This window comes from Nitrospirota bacterium, from assembly GCA_015233895.1.
GTDB lineage: Bacteria > Nitrospirota > Thermodesulfovibrionia > Thermodesulfovibrionales > Magnetobacteriaceae > Magnetomonas.
Genome location: JADFXG010000062.1, coordinates 1 through 472, shown reverse-complemented (window position 1 = coordinate 472; position 472 = coordinate 1). Strand labels below are relative to the sequence as shown.

The following is a 472-nucleotide window of genomic DNA, read 5'->3' as shown; positions in this document are numbered from 1 at the left end:
AATTATGTCGAATTCGACACCTTTGGAATATTCACTGTCACAACCCTCATCCGTGAAGCTTGAGCAAAGCACGACTTGTTCAATACCGGTGTTCTTACATCATAAGCCAGAAGGCCGACGTTCTGCAAAATACGTCGTGCAGTTCGTTTATGGCGAACATTAAGGAACTCGCAAATCTGTTTCCATCCACGAACTTCGATTGGTTCCAGTGATACCAGCTAAGCCTCAACATTAACCTGACGGTCATTTAGATGTGCTTGTGTCGTCAGATGAACCTTGATTACATTTTTTGTTTCTTCACGTTTCGCACTGACTGAAAAAAGTAAATGAATGCCACCATCATCACGAGTCGAATAAAACGAATCCGTTAGAAAGACATCTTCATCAACGATAAAGTCAAAAACTATTGATGCAACTACTTTAGCAAAAATCAGAGAAAATGATGATACTGTAAATTTTTGGTCCAGATTTA

General features: G+C 39.4%; 1 protein-coding gene. It reads right to left on the bottom strand.

Translation table 11 applies throughout. From position 1 onward, the window contains the following. Positions 1-218 precede the first annotated feature (218 nt). On the bottom strand, positions 219-472 hold a 254-nt coding region (locus tag HQK88_17165; GenBank protein MBF0618528.1), incomplete at its 5' end, for a hypothetical protein.